This is a genomic window from Rhizobium sp. BK316 (assembly GCF_014193695.1).
Classification (GTDB): domain Bacteria; phylum Pseudomonadota; class Alphaproteobacteria; order Rhizobiales; family Rhizobiaceae; genus Rhizobium.
The window spans coordinates 1,152,658-1,167,890 of the sequence record NZ_JACHZR010000001.1 but is presented as its reverse complement, the minus strand read 5'-3'; the positions used below and the strand labels follow the sequence as shown (position 1 = coordinate 1,167,890).

Annotated in this window: 15 protein-coding genes; 6 read left to right on the top strand and 9 right to left on the bottom strand. The window is 61.1% G+C overall.

Features of this window, described 5'->3' with window-relative positions; all coding sequences use genetic code 11:
* Positions 1-56 precede the first annotated feature (56 nt).
* On the top strand, positions 57-1,220 hold the full coding sequence (locus FHT87_RS05200; RefSeq protein WP_183800026.1) for an aminotransferase: 1,164 nt from the start codon (positions 57-59) through the stop codon (positions 1,218-1,220).
* Here the strand turns inward: FHT87_RS05200 and FHT87_RS05195 are convergent.
* The 4 genes from FHT87_RS05195 to hutC all read right to left on the bottom strand — a co-directional run bounded on the left by FHT87_RS05195 (position 1,197) and on the right by hutC (position 4,879).
* Positions 1,197-1,736 carry a flavin reductase family protein gene (locus FHT87_RS05195; protein WP_183726039.1) on the bottom strand — a complete coding sequence of 180 codons (540 nt, stop codon included), beginning with the start codon at positions 1,734-1,736 and terminating at the stop codon, positions 1,197-1,199. The two genes, FHT87_RS05200 and FHT87_RS05195, sit on opposite strands and share 24 nt — an antisense overlap.
* The gene (locus FHT87_RS05190) at positions 1,733-3,088 is read right to left on the bottom strand and encodes an LLM class flavin-dependent oxidoreductase (RefSeq protein WP_183800023.1); all 1,356 of its coding nucleotides are present in this window, start codon (positions 3,086-3,088) and stop codon (positions 1,733-1,735) included. The genes FHT87_RS05195 and FHT87_RS05190 overlap by 4 nt, the downstream gene beginning before the upstream one ends.
* 109 nt (positions 3,089-3,197) lie before the next feature.
* Positions 3,198-4,139 carry a LysR family transcriptional regulator gene (locus tag FHT87_RS05185; RefSeq protein ID WP_183726035.1) on the bottom strand — a complete coding sequence of 314 codons (942 nt, stop codon included), beginning with the start codon at positions 4,137-4,139 and terminating at the stop codon, positions 3,198-3,200.
* A complete protein-coding gene (hutC, locus tag FHT87_RS05180) occupies positions 4,136-4,879 on the bottom strand; it encodes a histidine utilization repressor (protein WP_183800020.1) in 744 nt (247 codons plus the stop codon). Before hutC ends, FHT87_RS05185 begins: the two co-directional genes overlap by 4 nt.
* A 222-nt stretch (positions 4,880-5,101) precedes the next feature.
* On the opposite strand from hutC, the gene FHT87_RS05175 reads away from it, so the two are divergent.
* The 4 genes from FHT87_RS05175 (at position 5,102) to FHT87_RS05160 (ending at position 8,122) form a co-directional block, all read left to right on the top strand.
* Positions 5,102-5,929: a transporter substrate-binding domain-containing protein gene (locus FHT87_RS05175; RefSeq protein ID WP_183726031.1), complete on the top strand. Its 828-nt coding sequence runs from the start codon at positions 5,102-5,104 to the stop codon at positions 5,927-5,929.
* A gap of 98 nt (positions 5,930-6,027) precedes the next feature.
* Positions 6,028-6,669 carry an amino acid ABC transporter permease gene (locus FHT87_RS05170; protein WP_183726029.1) on the top strand — a complete coding sequence of 214 codons (642 nt, stop codon included), beginning with the start codon at positions 6,028-6,030 and terminating at the stop codon, positions 6,667-6,669.
* Positions 6,666-7,334 carry an amino acid ABC transporter permease gene (locus tag FHT87_RS05165; protein WP_183800017.1) on the top strand — a complete coding sequence of 223 codons (669 nt, stop codon included), beginning with the start codon at positions 6,666-6,668 and terminating at the stop codon, positions 7,332-7,334. The genes FHT87_RS05170 and FHT87_RS05165 overlap by 4 nt, the downstream gene beginning before the upstream one ends.
* Positions 7,331-8,122 (top strand): amino acid ABC transporter ATP-binding protein, encoded by a 792-nt coding sequence (locus FHT87_RS05160; protein WP_183800014.1) that lies wholly within the window; start codon positions 7,331-7,333, stop codon positions 8,120-8,122. Before FHT87_RS05165 ends, FHT87_RS05160 begins: the two co-directional genes overlap by 4 nt.
* A 223-nt stretch (positions 8,123-8,345) precedes the next feature.
* Here the strand turns inward: FHT87_RS05160 and FHT87_RS05155 are convergent, their stop codons facing one another.
* The 5 genes from FHT87_RS05155 to FHT87_RS05135 form a co-directional block, all read right to left on the bottom strand.
* A complete protein-coding gene (locus tag FHT87_RS05155; RefSeq protein WP_183800011.1) occupies positions 8,346-9,260 on the bottom strand; it encodes an SMP-30/gluconolactonase/LRE family protein in 915 nt (304 codons plus the stop codon).
* A 14-nt stretch (positions 9,261-9,274) separates the two neighbouring features.
* Positions 9,275-10,225 (bottom strand): ABC transporter permease, encoded by a 951-nt coding sequence (locus FHT87_RS05150; RefSeq protein WP_183726021.1) that lies wholly within the window; start codon positions 10,223-10,225, stop codon positions 9,275-9,277.
* The gene (locus tag FHT87_RS05145) at positions 10,222-11,172 is read right to left on the bottom strand and encodes an ABC transporter permease (protein ID WP_183726019.1); all 951 of its coding nucleotides are present in this window, start codon (positions 11,170-11,172) and stop codon (positions 10,222-10,224) included. Before FHT87_RS05145 ends, FHT87_RS05150 begins: the two co-directional genes overlap by 4 nt.
* Positions 11,169-12,620 (bottom strand): sugar ABC transporter ATP-binding protein, encoded by a 1,452-nt coding sequence (locus FHT87_RS05140; RefSeq protein ID WP_183726017.1) that lies wholly within the window; start codon positions 12,618-12,620, stop codon positions 11,169-11,171. The genes FHT87_RS05145 and FHT87_RS05140 overlap by 4 nt, the downstream gene beginning before the upstream one ends.
* Positions 12,621-12,692: 72 nt before the next feature.
* Entirely contained in the window at positions 12,693-13,709 is a 1,017-nt protein-coding gene (locus tag FHT87_RS05135; protein ID WP_183726015.1) for an ABC transporter substrate-binding protein, read from the bottom strand.
* A 279-nt stretch (positions 13,710-13,988) separates the two neighbouring features.
* Here FHT87_RS05135 and FHT87_RS05130 point away from each other — a divergent pair, with 279 nt between their 5' ends.
* A complete protein-coding gene (locus tag FHT87_RS05130; protein WP_183800008.1) occupies positions 13,989-15,227 on the top strand; it encodes a sensor histidine kinase in 1,239 nt (412 codons plus the stop codon).
* Positions 15,228-15,233 lie beyond the last annotated feature (6 nt).

Here is a 15,233-nt window from a genome sequence, read left to right as displayed (position 1 = left end):
GAGGTTGAGAAAGCCATTGGTATCGTTGTAGCAATCGGGATCAAAGAGAAATCGATATGACCGCCGCAAAATTCAATTCGCTCGTTTCCCGCCTTTCTGCCCCGCCCATTCCGTCCGTCGTCGCCTGGGGCCGCGAATACAAGGGGCTGAAGGGTCCACTCATCGATCTATCGCAAGCCGTGCCCGGCTATCCCGCGCATCCGGAGATGCTGCGGCTTCTCGGCGAGACGGCCGGACAACAGGCGATGACGGGATACGGGCCGATCGAGGGCGAGCCTTTATTGCGCAAGACCTACGCTGCCCATGTTGCTGAGCTTTACGGCGCCGACATTTCCGGCGGCAATATCCACATTACCGCCGGCTGCAATCAGGCGTTCATGTGTGCCGCGATCGCGCTTGCTGGCGCGGGCGATACCGTAGCGCTCACCAATCCCTTCTATTTCAATCATGACACGACGCTGTCGATGCTGGGGATCGGGCGGCGATTGGTCGACTGCGATCCCGCCAACGGGTTCTTTCCCGATCCGCGTTCGGCCGAGGCGGCACTTGCTGCCGGCGCGAAAATGCTGGCGGTCGTCACACCCAACAACCCGACCGGGGCAGTGTATCCGCCGGAGCTGCTTCATGAGCTTTTCGTTCTCTGCCGGAAATATGGCGCCTGGCTGATCCTCGATGAGACCTATCGCGATTTCCTCGGCGCCGATTACGGGCAGCCGCACTCTCTGCTGTCAGAGCCGGGTTGGGAGGACACGCTCGTTCTGCTCTATAGTTTCTCGAAATCCTTCTGCATTCCTGGCCACAGGCTGGGTGCGATCACGGCAGGACCCAAACTCGTCGCCGAAATCGCGAAAGTGATGGACAACATGCAGATCTGCGCACCGCGTTCGGCTCAGATCGCCGTTGCATCGGCCATCCCGTTGCTCGCAGACTGGCGCGCCGGCAACCGTGCCGAGATCGCTCGCCGGGCGGATGCGCTGAGACTGGTCGTGTCCAAGCTGCCAGGCTGGGAGATTGACGCGATCGGCGCCTATTTCGCCTTTGTTCGCCACCCTTTCACCGATCGATCGTCTTCCGAGGTGGCCGAAAAACTCGCGAGGGAATCCGGCATCGTTTGTTTACCCGGCGCCTATTTCGGCGAAGGACAGGAACGTTATCTCAGGCTTGCCTTTGCCAATGCGGATGTCGCATCGATAGGCCTATTGTCCGACCGGCTCTTCTAGGCCGCTGCGCTCAGCCTCTGCCGGAAGTTGATGATAACTGCCGCGCCAATAGAGAAGCGGCCCTATGCTCTCTCGGATTTGGATCGCGCAGATATGCCCGATCAAAATTGCATGGGAATGATGGTGGAAAGCGGCTTCAAGCCTGCAATCCAGCACTGCAAGAGCCCTTTCAAGGACGGCCGCGCCGGTCCTCAGGCGATACCATCCCGTATCGCCATAGCGTTCGGCGCCTTTGCGTCCATCGAGGCCGGCAAAGGATTGCGCCACAGTCTGCTGATCGGCGGCGAGCACGTTGACACAGAAGCAGCCGTACCGTTGCAGCACTGGCCACGAGGAAGACGTACGGTTGACGCTAACGATGACGGAGGGCCGCTCCGCCGAAAGTGAAGAGACCGACGTCGCGGTGAAGCCGGTACGGTCTTCTCCGTCGCCGACGGTGATCACGCTGACAGCACCTGCCAGATGACGCATCGAAAGCTTGAAGTCCGCTTCGCTGATCAAGGTTTCGGCACTCATCGGCCTGCTGCTTGCGTTTTGGCAAAGCGGTTCGCCGGCATTGAGAGGCCGAGGTTCTCGCGCAAGGTTCTTCCCTCATATTCCTCGCGAAACAGTCCGCGGCGTCGAAGCTCGGGCAGGACGAGCCGCACGAAATCGTCGAGGCTGGACGGCAAGGTCGGAAACATCAGGATGAAGCCGTCGGCGGCGCGCGTCTCGAACCATTCCTCCATGAAATCGGCAATCTGGGATGGCGTGCCTGTCATGCCGTTTCCGGTATGCTTCTCGGCATAGTGCCGGATGAGTTCGCCGACGGTGTGGCCACTGGTGACGAAGTCGACCAGTTCGTCAAACAGAGCGCGTGACCCCTTTGGCGCTGCCGGCAGCCGCTCCATGGGGAAAGGCTCGTCGAGGGCCACGTCATGCAGATCAGCTTCGAGGAATTCAGAGAGCATCAGCCGGCCAACATCCGGATGCATCTTATCGATCAGATAATCCACCTTCGCCCTTGCCTCGGCTTCGGTCTCACCGACGTTGATAACGATGCCCGGCATGATCTTCAGGTCGTCCGCATCGCGGCCATAGGCCGGCATCCGGCGCTTGACGTTTTCGTAGAATGCCCGGTTGCGCTCGATATTCGACGCGAGGCTGAAGACGATCTCGGCCGTGCGTGCCGCCATGTCCATTCCGGGTTCCGAACCGCCCGCCTGAGCGATGACGGGGCGGCCCTGAGGCGTTCGCGCGATATTGAGGGGGCCGCGGACCTGGAAGTGCTTGCCTTTGTGATTGAGCGTATGGTGTTTGCTCTTGTCGTAGTAGACACCGGTTTCACGGTCGAGAAGCAACGCGCCTTCCTCGAAGCTGTCCCAAAGACCGAACACGACATCGACGAATTCGTTGCCGCACTCATAGCGCAAGGCATGCGGGTCGAGCCCCTCGCGGTTGAAGTTGTAGCCGGTTTCGTCGTGGTCGGAGGTGACGACGTTCCAGCAGGCGCGTCCCCTGCTCAGATGGTCGATTGAAGAGAACAGACGCGCGACATTGTACGGCTCATTATAACTCGTCGAGGCCGTCGCCACGAGGCCGAGATTATCGGTTGTGACCGCCAGAGCCGAAAGCAGCGAGAGGGGTTCGAAACGGTTCATCTTGGTCGGAATGCGGGCAAGCGCATTCGCATCCCCGACGGCGGCGGCGGGAGAATCCGCCATGAACATGAAATCGAATTTGGCGGCCTCGGATCGTTTGGCGACATCGAGCAGATGAGCGAAGTCGTTGGCGCCGTTGACGTCGCTTGCCGGATGCAGCCAGGAGGCGGGATGAAAGCCGAACGTATAGACGAAAGTTCCGAGTTTCATCTTGTCAGTTCGCGCCATCGAGCTCTCCTGTCATGTCGGTCACGCCATTCGGGAAACCGACTGCCCAAATTATCGTCAGGCGCAAAATTTCATCAATATTTCGCAGCTGAGTTCTGTTTTAGTTTTTCTAAAGTGTTGGCTTGGGCGCGGACGCCAGCGCCTGCAGACGGGAAACAGCCACGAGCCAATCGCGGAATTCGCGCCCATGGGGCTTCTGCAACGCTGCGCGATCCCAAGCGAGATAATAGCTTTCGCGCAGTGCTATGCGTGTGTCGACGGGGATGACGAGCGTCTGTGCCTCAAGCTCGTCGGCAATCATAGACATCTGGGCGAGGACCACGCCGCGCTTGTTGACGGCTGCGTCAATCGCACTACTCGACAGAGTGAAAGAAAGACCGGCTGTGCTCTCCTCGAACGTGGTGCCCGTCTTAACAGCAAATTCGCGCCAGCTTGGATAGGGCGTGAAATGCCGTTCCCATTCGACATGCAGGAGTGGATATTCGAGAAGCCTGGCGACGGAGGACGCATTGCCCTTGATCAGCGCCGGCGAGCAGGCTGGCACGACCCAATCGCGGAACAGTTCGGTATAGTGTTCATGCTGCAGCGCATCCGATCCATAGCTGATGCGGAAATCGACGTCGTCGAAGCCCATGCGCGGTTCGTTGTCGCGACCGACAATCCTGACATGAGCGTTCGGATGAAGGGCCTGCCAGTCGAAGATTCGGCGCCCTATCCATTTGTTGACGACGGACGACAGGGCGCTGAGAACCAGAGCATTCTCATTACGCGCCCGTTCCAAAACCTGTTCCGCGAGCGCGAATTGCTCGAAACCCTTCGATATTTCTTGATGATAGAGCCGCCCCCATTGGGTGAGCTCGACAGTGCGCCCGTTGCGCTCCAGCAAGGTGACGCCGAGAAAGCTCTCGATCTTGCGGATCTGCTGACTTATCGCGCCGGGGGAAACCTTCAGCTCGAGGGCCGCAGCACTTACACCGCCACAGCGGCCGACAGCTTCGAACGCCTGCAAGCCCTTGAGCGGCACTGTCCGGATAACCTGTTTTACCGTCAAAAGGAGCCTCTCTGCGGCGGTTGATCTGGGATGCCTCTCTCCGTTGGATGGAAATCGCCGGCGAATTGGAAACGGTCGCCGGGATGGATGATTTCGACGTAAGTGACCGTGCGGCTGCTCTGCCATGTCTGGCGTATCAGGGTCAGGCAGGCCTTGCCACGCTCGATCTCAAGCAGTCGTGCCGTGGCGGCATCGGCCGAAACGGCGCGAATGACATGCCTTGCCTTCGACCAAGGCACCATGTCCAGCAACCACTTGCCGGGCGGAACCGACGCAAAGCTTTCGGTTCTGGCAGACGGGACCATGGCGAGCATGATGATGCGCCGCTCCAGCGCATTTGGCTTACCGTCCACTGTATGCAGGCAGTGAAGCCGCAGGATGTCCGCTCCCGTCGTCTCGCCGAGCTGTGCGGCGGTGGCAGCATCCAGTGTCTCGATCTTTCGCCGCAGGATCCTGTAGCTGTGGTCATGCCCCGCCAATTCGGCTTCCGTCGAAATGTCTTGGATATCCATCACCGTGCGGTCGATCTGCCGGGAGGCAACGAAGGAGCCAACCTTGCGGCGGCGTGTGATCATGCCGCGTTGCGCCAGGGCCGAAAGAGCCTTGTTCACGGTCATTCTGGAACATTGATACTCTTCTACCAGCTCGTGTTCGAAAGGGATGCGGTGACCAGGTTGCCAGACGCCGCCCATGATCCTGGTTTCGATGTCTTCGAAAATTCTCTGATGAATTGAGACCAAAACTCACCTCGATCCAGCGATGACATTCAATTTCCACCAAAGCCGCCGCAACCGGCACTATGCGGCACAAATCTTGCGTGCGTCGAGTTTAGCGTTTGACAGTGTAGGCCGGTCTGTATCTATTTGTATAGACAAAAGCGGATCAGAGAAATCCGCTCGGCGGGGACAACGATTGGGGAACTTGGACCTTCCACCGGAAGGGTAAAAACTGGAGAGAAAAACATGAGGAAGAATTCGCTTCTGAAGGGGCTGGTCGGCGCTGCGTTTCTGTTCGGCGTAACGATTTCCGCCCATGCGGCCGACACGCTTGCCGCCGTGAAGGCCGCTGGCACCATGAAGGTCGGTACCGAGACGGCCTTCGCACCGTTCGATTTTATCGACGCTGGCGAACATGTCGGCTTGAACGTCGATCTTTTTAACGAGATCGGCAAGGAACTCGGGGTAAAAATCGAATGGGTCACGCTCCCCTGGGATGGCGTCTTCCCGGCGCTCGAGGCCGGCAAGTTCGACGTCGTCGCAGGCCCAGCGACGATCACCAAGAAGCGCTTGGAGCGCTATCGTTTCACACCGCCGCTTGCTGAGGCGACCATCGCGATCCTGAAGAAGGCGGGCGACCAGACGATCAGCAAGCCGGAGGATATCGCTGGCAAGAAGATTGGCGTCGGCAAGGCGACCGCTCAGCTGGATCAGCTCAAGGAGTTTTCCGAAGCCCTGCCGACAAAGGTTGATATCCGCGAATATCCGGCCTTCACTGAATCCTATGCGGATCTCGCGGCCGGCCGCATCGCCGGTGTTGCCAACTCACTGCCGAACATTGCTTTCGTCGCGAAGCAGCGCGAAGGCACGTTCGAAGTCGTGCTGCCGCCCTTTGGCAAGAAATCCTATTTCGGCTTTATCGGCCTGAAGGATGCAGATCATGCGCCACTGATGGACGCAATCGACGCCGCCATGCTGAAGATCAAAGCTGACGGCCGGATGGCGACGCTGCAGAAGAAGTGGTTCGGCGCGAGCTTCGACACACCGGATTCCGTTAAGGACCCGGCATTCTGATCAGCCATCGGAAATCGGCCATGCCTGCGGGGATGCTGGGGCATGGCCGAGGAAAACGACCGGATCTTCCTCACCGCCAAGCGAGCGAAATCTGAACAATGTCCGTTAAACTCTTCGAGTTGCTTTTGCAGGCATCGATCTACACGGTGACCATCAGTGTTGTGTCGATCCTTATCGGCTTTGCGATTGCGATCCTTCTTTCGGGAATGCTGCTGTCGAGGCGAGGGCTTTTCGTGCGACCTGCCCAGATTTTCATCAGCTTCTTCCGCGGCGTGCCGCTGCTGGTGCAACTGCTGCTGATCTACAATCTTCTTCCGGTCATCGGCATCAATGTGCCAAGCATCGTGGCCGCGATCATCGGCCTGTCGCTCTGCACCGCAGCCTACCAGGCTGAGAACCTGCGCGGCGGCTTTGCCAGCGTGCCTTCAGGCCTGGTGGAGTCGGCGGAAATGGTTGGTTTGACGCCGCGCCAGATCTTCCGACGCGTCAAGGTTCCGATTGCACTGCGCCTCACGTTTCCAGCTCTCGTCAACGAGGCGATCCTCATTCTCAAGGCCTCGTCGTTGGTCTCAGTCGTTGGCATCGTCGAACTGACGCGCATGGCGCAGGATCTCGCCGGCAGCACCTTTCTGCCGCTGCAGCTTTTCGCATCCGCCGGTCTCATCTATCTGGTGATCAACTGGTTGGTGGCCCTTGCCGGCGGTCTGATCGAAAATAGACTCCCGGGGGCGCCGCGGTGACATTCGACATCAATGTCCTCATCGGGCAGTGGCCCGCCATCGTCAGCGGTGCCGGCGTGACGATCATGATCTGGATCCTCGGCACCATCGCTGCGGCCGTCCTCGGTTTCCTGATGGCAGTCGCCAGGCAATATGGCGGCATGCTGATCGACAAGGCGCTGGGCGCCGTCGTAGCCGTACTGCGCGGCACGCCGTTTCTCATCCAGATATTTCTGGTCTATTACGGCGGCCCCTTTGTCGGCCTCGATCTCGATCCCTTGCCTGCCGGATTGATCGGCATTTCGATCTATGGGGCGGCCTATTTCAGCGAGATCTTCCGCTCCGGCTTCCAGGCTGTGCCGAGGGGACATATCGAGGCCGGCGAATGTGTCGGCCTGACTCAGGGGCAGATCGTCAGGCGCATTCTATTGCCGGAAATGACGATGCTGGTGCTGCCGCCATCCGTGAATATGGTGGTCATCCTGATGAAAGAGACGGCGGTCTTGTCGATTATCACCGTGCCGGAGCTGACGGCGACGCTGAGCGCAATCGGGTCGCAGCAATATGCCTTCGTCGAAGCACTCTCCGCATTGGCGCTTTTCTATTGGGTGCTCGTCGAAGTCACTGGCTGGCTCGGCAACCTTGCTGAAACGAAACTATCCAGATTCAGGTTTTTCAACGCATGAGCGTCCCCGCAATAGCAGTCAGGAATCTCGTCAAGACTTTTGGAGAGACCACGGTCCTTCACGATGTCGATCTCGCCATCGAGCCCGGGCAGGTTTCCTGTCTCATCGGCCCATCGGGCTCCGGCAAGAGTACACTTTTACGCTGCATGGCTTTTCTTGAAGAGGCAACACGCGGGACGATCTCCATCAACGGCGAGGTGCTTGGCTTTACCGAGGATTCTCAAGGGCGGCGCGAGCGCATTTCGGCTGCCGCCAACCGTGCGATCCGCGCCCAAATCGGCATGGTGTTCCAGCAGTTCAATCTTTGGCCACATATGACGGCGCTTGGCAATGTCAGCGAGGCACTGAAAACGGTTCACAAGATGAGCCGCAAGGAGGCAGAGGAGCGGGCAATGGCCCAGCTTGTCAAGGTTGGCCTCGATGGCCGGGCCGGGCATTATCCCTCGCAGCTATCAGGCGGACAGCAGCAGCGCGTGGCGATCGCCCGTGCCTTAGCACTGAAGCCCAAGATCATGCTTTTTGACGAGCCGACCTCGTCGCTTGACCCGGAGTTGACTGGCGAAGTCTTGAACGTCATGCGTGATCTGGCTGCCGAGGGCATGACCATGGTCGTCGTCTCGCACGAGATAGGTTTTGCCGCGACCGTCGGCCAGCAGATCATCTTTCTCGACCACGGCAAGGTGCTCTTCAGCGGAACGCCCCAGGAGGTCTTTAAGAAACCGAGAAATCCTCGTCTTGAACAATTCCTCGATACCTATCTCGACCGTGGTGCCTCGATGTTGCTGTAATATCTATGTCCTTCCAGATCGTCTGGCAGGCTAAGTTGAACACCTAAAATCTTCCCCAACCCTGATCTGCATTCTCACCGGGGAATGCACGAAGGCAAACGGCTTATGGGTTCCGCGAGCTATTCAAGGGTCTGTTCCTCTTGATTTGTTTTGACGATCGAAAAATGTCCGAAGTGGCGGCAGATGGGAGGTCGCCAACCCGTTCAAGAGCGAACATCTGACCTTACGGCAGCTGAGAGCCGGTCACGGCGACGTAGAGCGAATAGAGCGAGCGCGTTGCCGCGATGAACAGCCGATTGCGTTTGGGTCCGCCGAAGGTGAGGTTCGCAACGGTCTGCGGTACACGGATCTTGCCGATCAGTGTGCCCGTCGGGTCGAAGCAATGCACGCCATCGCCGGCGCTCGACCAGAGGTTCCCGTTCACGTCTGTACGGATGCCGTCGGGAATGCCTGCGTCGATGAGACAGAAGACGCGGCCGTTTGCGAGTCGTCTGCCGTCCTCCACGTCGAACGCCCGGATGTGGCGTGGCAGGCTTTCATCATGGCTTGCTGCCGAATCCGCAACGTAGAGGATCGTTTCGTCCGGCGAGAAGGCAAGGCCGTTCGGCTGGATGAAATCCGTGGCGACGGCCGCAAGTTCCCCAGTCGTGGGATCGAGCCGGTAGACGTTGCGGCTCGCCTGCTCCGGCTCGGCCTGGTAGCCTTCGTAATCCGACATGATGCCGTAGGTGGGATCGGTGAACCAGATCGTGCCGTCCGATTTCACCACCACGTCGTTCGGCGAATTGAGCGGCGCACCCTCGAAACGGTCGGCGAGCACGGTGATTGATCCATCGATCTCGGTGCGCGTGACGCGGCGTCCGCCATGCTCGCAGGAGATGAGCCGGCCCTGCCGGTCGCGCGTGTGGCCGTTTGTGAAGTTGGAGGGTTGCCGGTAGACGGAGACGCCGCCTTCGGGCGTCCATCGCAGCATCCGCTGGTTTGGAATGTCGCTCCACAGCAGCTGGTTGGCATCGTTGAACCAGACGGGACCCTCCGCCCAGCGGCAACCGGAATAGAGTTCGTCAAGGCCGGCGCTCGTCACGATCAACTGCCGGAAGCGCGGATCATAGATTTCATAGGTGCTGGCCTCGGCCATGGCGGTCTTCCCAATTATCGCATGCCGGCCCGACGGCCGCCGGCGAGCATGATGACGCTGATGATGATGAGACCGGTCATGATGAGGCGGATGCCCGCGCCGACCCCGTAGGTGTTAAGCATGGAAACAACAAGGAACATGAAGAGCGATGCGCCCCAGATGCCCGGCACGTTGGAATCGCCGCCGGCGACCGCCGTGCCGCCGATCACGACGACGGCGATCGACATCAAGAGATATTCCGAGCCCATGTTGAGCGCCGCCCCGCCGGAGAAGCAGGCGAGCAGATAGCCTGCGACCGATGCGAGCACGGCGCAGAAGAGATAGGTGACGAAGCGCGTGCCATCAACCGGTATCCCGGCCATGCGCGCGGCCGGCATGCTCTGGCCGATCGCCGAAATCCAGCGCCCATAAATCGTCTTCTCCAGCAGGAACCAGGCGAAGAGCGAGACCAGGAGAGCAACGATCGCGACGTTGGGTACGCCGAGCGTGTTCGACGTGGTGAATTCCGCCAGCACGCTCGGAGGTTTGATGCGCAAGCCCCGGTTCGTCCAGATCGCCGCCGATTGTACGATGAAGCTCACGGAAAGCGTGGCGATGATCGGCGGAATGCGCAGCGCCTTGATGAGCGCGTAGTTGCAGAGGCCGACGACGAGGCCTATGACGATGGCGACGAGAAGCCCGGGCAGTATCATGCCGTTTTCAACGTTCATCAGCTTCAGCGCCACGGTGCCGGCAAGCGTCATGGTGGCGGGAACCGAGAGATCGATATTGCCGGGGCCGAGCGTGATGACGAACATCTGGCCGATGCCGACGATGACCGAGAAGGCCGCGAAGGTGAGGGCTGCCTGCGACAGGCCTAGCGTGCTGGCGCCGAGCGTCACCATGATCGTCAGGAACCACACGACGAAGGCGGCAAGCCATGACCAGATCCAGGGTTTGCCGAAGAGGCTGAGGAGAGGGGTCATCGGCGACGTTTCTCCCGTTTCTCCAGGCGGTTCAGCATCAGGCGAAGCGCGAGGACGATGATCAGGATCGCGCCCTGGGCTCCGATCTGCCAGTCGGGCGATATGCGCAGGAAGGACAGGAAGGAGCCGGCGAGCGTCAGCGTGAGCGCGCCGATGACGGCGCCGACAGGGGAGACACGGCCGCCGATGAATTCGCCGCCGCCGAGGATCACGCCGGCGATCGACAGCAGCGTGTAGCGCAGCGCGATATTCGCATCCGCTGACGTCGTCAGACCGACGAGGGCGATACCCGCAAGCACCGCGAAGAGGCCGGCCAGCCCATAGGCGGCGGCGCGGGCGGCGACGATCGACCAGCCGGCGCGCTCGACCGAGCGCTGGTTGCCGCCTATGCCGCGGATCAGTACGCCGAGCGAGGAGCGCATGACGAGAAGGTGGGCGACGGCGGCGATGATGATGCTGGCGACGATCGCCATCGGCGCCAGCGGCGGCTTGACGGTCATCAGCCAGCGCACCCAATCCGGCGCCTGCCCGCCCGGCGCTGGCAGCAGCAGCACGGCAAGGCCGCCCCAGACGAAGCTCATGCCGAGAGTGACGACGATGGACGGCAGGTCGCGGAGGTAGATGATGACGCCGAGGCCCGCATAGGCTGCGATTGCGCCTGCAAGGATCAGGACGCCGATTACAGGATCATCGCGCAGAAAGGTCGCGCTCACGCAGGCGACGAAGCTGACGAAGGTGCCCATCGACAGATCGAGATCGTTGACCGCCATGACAAGCATCTGGGCGATCGTCGCTAGCGCGATCGGCACAGCCAGATTGAACAGCAGGTTGAGCCCGACATAGCTCATGGCACGCGGCTGCAGCCAGAAAACGGCGGCGAGCAGCAGGGTCAGCGATAAGGCGGGAATGGTGAGACGCATGGCGTCGGACGAGAGCCGGAACGTCATGCGGCGACCCCTTCGAAGGAGGCCGCGATGATATTCGTCTCGTTGACGGCATCGCCGGCGAGTTCGGCCTTGATGCGGCCTTCGCGAAAGACATAGACGCGGTCGCAGAGACGGATCTCGTCCATTTCGGTCGAATACCAGATGAACGTGCGGCCGCGCGCGGCTTCCTCACGGATGATGGCGTAGACTTCCTGCTTCGTCCCGACGTCGACGCCGCGCATCGGATCGTCCATCAGGACAACGGGCGCGCGTGTCGCAAGGGCGCGGGCAAAGAGCACCTTCTGCTGGTTGCCGCCGGAAAGCGACAATATGCGGTTTGCCATATCGGGCGTGCGGATCTCGATCCGCCGCTTCCAGTCGGCGCCCTTGGCTTCCTCCTCGTTTGCGAGAATGAGGCCGCGCCGCGACAGGTCACCAAGCGAGGCGATGGAAAAGTTGCGCAGGATGCTCCACAGTTCGAAGACGCCGTTGAGGCGGCGGTCGCCGGCGACGAAGGTGACGAGCGGGTCGCGCTCAGGCAGCCAGTGACCGGATTGGGCGGCATGGAGAGCCAGCAACAGCTCGGTCTGCCCGTGGCCCGCCAGCCCCGCCAGTCCGATGATCTCGCCCTGGCGCGCCGCAAAGGCAAGGCCCGCCGCCTGGTGGGACAGAATGAGCGGCGCGGTGGATTGTTCGCGCGCCGAGCGCTGGCCGGTCTCTTCCTTCGCGACGGTACCCATGGCTTCCACGAGGCCGTGGTGATCGAAGCCGTTCGCCGGACGTTCTGCGACGACGCGGCCGTCCTTCATGACGACGATGCGGTCGGAGGTTTCGAGGATCTCGTGCAAAATATGCGAGATGAAGATAACAGAGCCGCCGGCGGCGACGAAACGGCGGACATGACCGAGCATCTGACGGGCAAGACTTGCATCGAGCGACGAGGTCGGTTCGTCGAGGATCACCAGCCGCGGCGCAATGCCGGCGTCGGAAAAAGCCATGGCGATCTCGACCATCTGCCGCTCGGCGATCGAAAGATCTCCAACGACCCGGCCGCTGGCGATACCATGGCCGGGAAAGACCATATCGAGGCTCTTCTCGATAATTTTCGCGGCGCGCTTGCGCCAGCCGAAGCCGCCGAGATCGCGGTGCATGATGCGCGTATTCTCGACGATGGAGAGATTGGGGCAGAGCGAAAGTTCCTGGAAGACACAGCGCACGCCGCGAGCGCGCGCCGCGTTGATGCCGTAACGCTCCAGCCGCTCGCCGTCGCTCGCAATGCTTCCCTCGTGGGGCGTGAGACCGCCGTTGATCACGCTGACGATCGTGGATTTGCCGGCGCCATTATGGCCGACAAGCCCCACGCATTCGCCCGGCATGACGCGGAGCGTCACGCCGTCGAGCGCCCTGACCGCACCGAAGCTCACCTTGGCGCCATCGACGGCGATCACCGCCTGCAAAACCTCATTCATGCTGCCTGCCACATCTGCTTTGCAAAGAATGCCGCGCAGCCATTTGCGGCCGCGCGCCAGTCACCGGGAAATTTACTTTGCCGACTCGATGACCTTGACTGCGTCCGCCTGCGTGTATTCCACGTTGGCGACGCCGCCGGCCTGGGTATTGGCGAGGTTTGTTTCGAGATTGTCCTGGTCGATGCGCAGGAAGGGCACGACGAGGTCCTTCTTGACCTGCTTGCCGTCGAGGATCTGCTGGGCGACCCAGAAGGCCAGCGTAGAGACACCGGGCGCAATCGACACGGACATGGTCTCATACCCCTTCGCGTCCTTCTGCTCCTTCCACCATTTCAGTTCGTCTTCGCGGTTGCCCATAATGATGACCGGCATCTTCCGATTGGTCGCGGCGATCGCCTGCGCGGCGCCGTAACCGTCGCCGCCCTGCGTCACGACGCCGACAATGTCGGGCAGGCTCGGCAGAATGCCGGCAACAGCCTTCTGCGCCACGTCCTGCGCCCAGTCGCCGTGAACGGAGCCGACAATCTTGAACTGCGGGAACTGCTTGACGCCCTCGTGGATGCCGGCCGAGATCTCATCATCGACGAAGACACCGGCAAGACCGCGGATCTCGAGCAGGTTGCCGCCCTGGGGGAGCTTTTTCGAGAGGTACTCCACCTCGCTGCGGCCCATTTCCTTGAAGTTGACCGCGATGCGCCAGGCGCAGGGTTCGGTCACGATGCCATCGAAGGAGACGACGGTGATACCTGCGTCGCAGGCTTCCTTGACCGCGCCGTTCAATGCCGTCGGCGAAGCGGCATTCAGCACGATCGCGTCATAGCCCTGCAGGATCATGTTCTGGATCTGTGCGGCCTGTTCCGTCGCCTGGTTCTCAGCGGTAGTGAACGGGTCGGCTGCCGCGACGACGCCTGATTTCACGGCTTCGCCCGTCACCTTGCCCCAGCTCGTCAGCATGGCCTGGCGCCACGAATTGCCGGCATAGTTGTTGGAAAGGGCGATTTTCTTGGCCGAAGTATCGGCAAAAGCGGAAACGGGCAGCGCGCCGCAAGCAATAGCGGCCGATGCCAGAAGCATCTTACGGATTGTCATGTCTTCCTCCCTCATGATCGCCGGTTGGCGGATCGCTTCACTCCTGCCTGTCCCACTTGGGGTCGAGTGAAAATTGTTCTTGCACTGAGCTTCCTCCTCTCAGTAAGGGCAGGATGCGGGAGATCTCGGGGCCTGTACAGGGGCAAGGCGGCAAGTCGTTTGCGGGTTTTGCGCAACAAGCTGCGGGTTTACGCAAGACGGCGGCGCTTCCGCGGCGCTTACTGGGAAAGGATCGCGGCGGGTTGAGGAGCCCGCTGCCGTCACGGGGAGGAATTGACGATGCTGCATCTCGCACCCGCAGCCATGTTCGACCACTATCTCGGCATTTCCCGGCTGCTGGCGGGCCAGCTCGATTTCCGCTCGGCCATCCGCTCCGTCGCCGCCGAAGTCGCCCATATTATCCCCCACGACCATCTCGATGTTTGCGTGCTGCTCGAAGGCGGCAACTACCACACGGCTTACGAGACAGGCATCGAGACTGCCTGGGGGGAACTTGCAGGTGCGCCTGTCGTCAACAGCCCCATCCGCTCGCTGCTTTGGGGCGAAGTGGATTTTCTGCTGACGGACGACGCCATGACGGACCCGCGTTTCCACTTCGAGGGCGCGTTCAAACGGCCGATCGTCGAACAGTCGCTGAGGAGCCGCTTGCATGTGCCGATGAAGGTGCAGGGCACGATCATCGCCGCACTCTCCTGTTCCTCGCAAAAGGCCGGCATTTACACGATGGAGGATATCGAACGCGCCCGTATCATTGCCGACCTGTTGACACCCTATTTCTTCGCGCTCCGGGCGGCCGAGCACGCGCAACGCTCGGCCATCGTGGAGGCAGAGGCCCGCGCCCGCGAGGAGGGGTTGCGGCAAGGCGCGCTGAAGCTGACCGAAGCGCTGGAGCAGGAACGCCAGCGGATCGGCATGGACCTCCACGATCAGACGCTGGCCGACCTGACGCGGCTCGCCCGCCGGATCGACCGGCTGTCGCGCAACGGCGAGGTCGCGCCCGAGGCGCTGGAGCCGGTCTCCCGTTCCTTGCAGCATTGCATGCAGGATCTGCGACAGATCATCGAGCAGGCAAAACCCTCCGTGCTCCAGCTCTTCGGCCTCGCCCAGGCGATCGAACATCATCTCGACCGATCGACCCGCGATGCCGGATCGGCCATCGAATGGGGTCTCGTCGACGAGACGCATGGCGCACTGGAGCAACTGGAGCCGACCGTCAGCGTCGCGCTGTTCCGTATCGCCCAGGAAGCGATCAACAATGCGGTGCGCCATGCCGCCCCGCTCACCGTCATGGTGCGGCTCGATGCGGACGACGAGCGTCTGTCGATCGAAATCTCCGACGACGGCACCGGGCTCGCTAAGGCGCGGGGACGGATCGGCGGCGGCATCGACAATATGAAGACCCGTGCGCGGCTGATCTCGGCGCGCTTCACGACCGGACCCGGCCACAACAATCGCGGAACTGCGGTGCGGGTCGTGCTGCCGCTTGGCCCGCACGACCCGGCAAGCAGGCCAAACTGAGGAGAA

Coding starts and splice junctions, on each gene's coding strand:
- FHT87_RS05200 (WP_183800026.1), top strand. CDS start 57: ATGACCGCCGCAAAATTCAATTCGCTCGTTTCCCGCCTTTCTGCCCCG.
- FHT87_RS05195 (WP_183726039.1), bottom strand. CDS start 1,736: ATGAGTGCCGAAACCTTGATCAGCGAAGCGGACTTCAAGCTTTCGATG.
- FHT87_RS05190 (WP_183800023.1), bottom strand. CDS start 3,088: ATGGCGCGAACTGACAAGATGAAACTCGGAACTTTCGTCTATACGTTC.
- FHT87_RS05175 (WP_183726031.1), top strand. CDS start 5,102: ATGAGGAAGAATTCGCTTCTGAAGGGGCTGGTCGGCGCTGCGTTTCTG.
- FHT87_RS05170 (WP_183726029.1), top strand. CDS start 6,028: ATGTCCGTTAAACTCTTCGAGTTGCTTTTGCAGGCATCGATCTACACG.
- FHT87_RS05160 (WP_183800014.1), top strand. CDS start 7,331: ATGAGCGTCCCCGCAATAGCAGTCAGGAATCTCGTCAAGACTTTTGGA.
- FHT87_RS05155 (WP_183800011.1), bottom strand. CDS start 9,260: ATGGCCGAGGCCAGCACCTATGAAATCTATGATCCGCGCTTCCGGCAG.
- FHT87_RS05150 (WP_183726021.1), bottom strand. CDS start 10,225: ATGACCCCTCTCCTCAGCCTCTTCGGCAAACCCTGGATCTGGTCATGG.
- FHT87_RS05145 (WP_183726019.1), bottom strand. CDS start 11,172: ATGACGTTCCGGCTCTCGTCCGACGCCATGCGTCTCACCATTCCCGCC.
- FHT87_RS05140 (WP_183726017.1), bottom strand. CDS start 12,620: ATGAATGAGGTTTTGCAGGCGGTGATCGCCGTCGATGGCGCCAAGGTG.
- FHT87_RS05135 (WP_183726015.1), bottom strand. CDS start 13,709: ATGACAATCCGTAAGATGCTTCTGGCATCGGCCGCTATTGCTTGCGGC.
- FHT87_RS05130 (WP_183800008.1), top strand. CDS start 13,989: ATGCTGCATCTCGCACCCGCAGCCATGTTCGACCACTATCTCGGCATT.